General features: G+C 63.2%; 4 protein-coding genes. All 4 read right to left on the minus strand.

What is annotated here, in order from left to right:
• Nucleotides 1–12: 12 nt before the first annotated feature.
• The 4 genes from ACLFQI_RS13075 to ACLFQI_RS13090 all read right to left on the minus strand — a co-directional run bounded on the left by ACLFQI_RS13075 (nt 13) and on the right by ACLFQI_RS13090 (nt 2,743).
• A complete protein-coding gene (locus ACLFQI_RS13075) occupies nt 13–966 on the minus strand; it encodes a 5'-nucleotidase (protein ID WP_410759967.1) in 954 nt (317 codons plus the stop codon).
• Between the two features lie 19 nt (nt 967–985).
• Nucleotides 986–1,510, minus strand: a complete 525-nt coding sequence (locus tag ACLFQI_RS13080) for a hypothetical protein (RefSeq protein WP_410759968.1) — start codon at nt 1,508–1,510, stop codon at nt 986–988.
• Nucleotides 1,511–1,658: 148 nt separating this feature from the next.
• Nucleotides 1,659–2,291 (minus strand): AAA family ATPase, encoded by a 633-nt coding sequence (locus tag ACLFQI_RS13085; RefSeq protein WP_410759970.1) that lies wholly within the window; start codon nt 2,289–2,291, stop codon nt 1,659–1,661.
• Between the two features lie 50 nt (nt 2,292–2,341).
• Nucleotides 2,342–2,743: a hypothetical protein gene (locus ACLFQI_RS13090; RefSeq protein WP_410759972.1), complete on the minus strand. Its 402-nt coding sequence runs from the start codon at nt 2,741–2,743 to the stop codon at nt 2,342–2,344.
• Nucleotides 2,744–2,897: the final 154 nt, after the last annotated feature.

Genomic DNA, 2,897 nt, shown 5'->3' on the forward strand with positions numbered 1-2,897 from the left:
CAGCGCCCTGTCTCAGCACTCGGGATCAGACGGTTCCAGATTGGCGATGCCGTGTGGCACATGCCCGGTCGCGACATGGCCTTGGGTGTCGCGGCAGTGGTGTTCCTGATCGTCGAAGAAGATATCGGCGTCGAACGCGGCGAGGAAGGGCCCCTTGCCGAGTCCATCGAGGAACAGCGATTCATCGATGCGAATATTCCAGGCCCGCAACGTGCGCACCACCCGCTCATGGGTCGGCGCTCCGCGCGCCGTGATCAACGCGGTGCGCAGCGGCGCCCGCTCGATCGGGAACAGCGCCTGAATGCGCCGCAGCGCGACCAGAAAGCCTTTGAATGGCCCATCGGAGAGGGGTTGCTGGGCGGCCGCGACCTCGTTCGCGGTGAAGGCGGCCAAGCCCTCGGCGCGAAAGATGCGCTCCGATTCGTCGGAGAACAGCACCGCGTCGCCATCGAAGGCGATGCGCAATTCCTCGTCATCCTCCGCTGCCGCGCGCGCCGGCGCCGGCAGGATGGTCGCGGCCGCGCAGCCGGCGTTCAGGGCTTGGCGCACGTCGTCACGGTCGGCGGACAAGAACAGGTGGGCGCCGAATGCGGAGACATAGCGATAGGGACTGGCGCCACTGGTGAAGGCGGCACAGCGGATCGCCAGGCCATGATGGCGGATCGAGTTGAAGACGCGCAATCCGGTATCGCTGCTGTTGCGCGAGAGCAGGATCACCTCGACCCGTCCGCGATCGCCGAGGCGCTCGTTCAGCGCCAGCAACTTGCGCACCAGCGAAAAGGCCACGCCCGGCGCCAGGATCTCGGTCTCATGCGCGACCTGATAGGCGTGATAGGCCTCGACCCCCTGCTCCTCGAACACCCGATGCGACTCGCTGAGATCGAACAGCGCGCGCGAGGAGATGGCGACGATCAACCGAATCCTGGGAGCGTCCGCCGGCTCGCCCGCGTCTGTCGCCGAGGGCACGGCCCGCGCCACGGCTGGCTTACCAAGGGATGAACGAATTCATGAAGCGCATCGGGCGCCCGATATTATGGTTCATCGCGCCCAGATCGTCGCGCATGTTCGCGGTCGTGAAGGTCATCGACTGCATCGAGCGATTCATCGCCTCGATCGAGGACAGCATCGGCTCCAGGGCATTCACATCCCGCGCCATCGAATCGACGCCCACGGTCATGGAGCGGACATTGGAGTTGATTTGACCCATGTTGTCGGAGATCGACTGCATGTTGCTCGCCAGCACCGTCATGTTCGAGTCGACACTGATCGCCAGATAATGCACATCCTTGGCCAAACTGAACACCAGATAGAAACCATAGGCGGCAAGGATGATGAAGGCGAACAGGGTCGGATAGACGATCAACTCCCAACGCCGCGCGCTGGTCTCGAAGGCCTGGGACAGCCGATCCATCGCGAACTGGCTGGCAACGGGATCGCCATTCGCCGTTTCCAACTCCGTTGTCTGCGTCTCTCGAAGAGGCTCTTGCTCGCGCGGGTTCTTGACTGTCATTGGAAATCACGACCTCTTCTCTGACGACTGCAAGCTTCCAGCCCAGCCAAGGTTGGCTTCCCCAGTGGGGAACTTCAGCTGATCGATCGGCCAATCCTAACATTAACGTTTGGTTATAGGAGGAGACGATGAAACACGCCTGCGTTGCCTAACCCAGCAGCTGAGGGAAGAGGCCCGCCGCCAGCGCATGGAACTCCTTCGCCCCTTTGCCACGCGGCTCGAGTTCGAACACGGCGAGACCCTCGCTGAATGAGCGCCGGAAAACGGTGCGCTGCGACAAGCGCACTTTCAGAAACCGAACATCCGCCAACGAGATCAGTGCCGCCGCGGTCTCGTCCGTCTCGCGCACGGCATGATGGGTATCGCCACGATTGATGAAGCCGAGGATCTCCGCCGGGCGTTCACGCTCGACGGATTTGATCAACCGGATGAAACGCTGGATCGACCAGATATCGGCCTGCGACGGCGGCACCGGCACGACCACCCGGTCGCAGAGGGTGATCGCGGTGCGCAGCGCGTCCATGTCGGCGGTGCCGACATCGATGACGACCTCCTGGTGCTGGGCGAGCGTCTCGGTGTTGAGCGCGCTGCGCTCCTTGACCGCGAGTAGAGGCTCGAAGCCCTCTTCCTGGCGCACCTCGGCGACGTCGGTCAGGGTGCCCTGAGGGTCGGCATCGAGCAGTTGCACGTCGACCTCGGCCATCGCCAGCCAAACCCCGAGATTGAAGGTGAGGGTGCTTTTACCGGAGCCGCCCTTCAAGGAACCGATGACTGTAATCATCCGCCTATGCAACGATCATTTGAGAGTAACTGCATGATGAAGAAGACCGCCTAACGCGGCCATTGCCGTCGCCAGCGGTCCGACCCGGGATCCTCGGCATGGTAACCGAACGCGGTCCCTTCGTCCCGATAGCTGTGCCAGGGTTCCTGCGGATCATAGGCGCGCTCATCGATGGGCGGATAGCGCCGATCCTGGCCGTCGGAGCGTGCCTGCTCGCGCTCGGAGCGGGGTCGAAATTGCCATCCGTGGCGCCGATCGGCTTGCCGCGCATCGAGCTTTGGGTCATGCCTGAACTCATAGCCATGCCTTTGCAACGGTTCCGCTCCAGCGCCGCGCGCAGGATCGACGAAATCCCAACCCGGTTCGGCGGCCGACCATTCGCTGTCGGTCTCGTACGGATTCCAGGCCCAGGCCGCCGAACTCGCAAGCATCGCGCCCAGTAACGGCAGCATCGGATGCATTCGAGCCCCGCCACGCCGAAGCCGGGGTCGTGCTTGGGTGCGGCCTTCGGCCCAGGGTCTCGATTGCCATCCATTCATGATCATTGTCGCCTTAGCCGTTTTCGGATTCGTCGCTCTCGTCGGTCTTTAACCGAATGCCGCGCCG

This window comes from Halochromatium sp., assembly GCF_046541315.1.
GTDB lineage: Bacteria > Pseudomonadota > Gammaproteobacteria > Chromatiales > Chromatiaceae > Lamprobacter.

Coding starts and splice junctions, on each gene's coding strand:
- ACLFQI_RS13080 (WP_410759968.1), bottom strand. CDS start 1,510: ATGACAGTCAAGAACCCGCGCGAGCAAGAGCCTCTTCGAGAGACGCAG.
- ACLFQI_RS13085 (WP_410759970.1), bottom strand. CDS start 2,291: ATGATTACAGTCATCGGTTCCTTGAAGGGCGGCTCCGGTAAAAGCACC.
- ACLFQI_RS13090 (WP_410759972.1), bottom strand. CDS start 2,743: ATGCTGCCGTTACTGGGCGCGATGCTTGCGAGTTCGGCGGCCTGGGCC.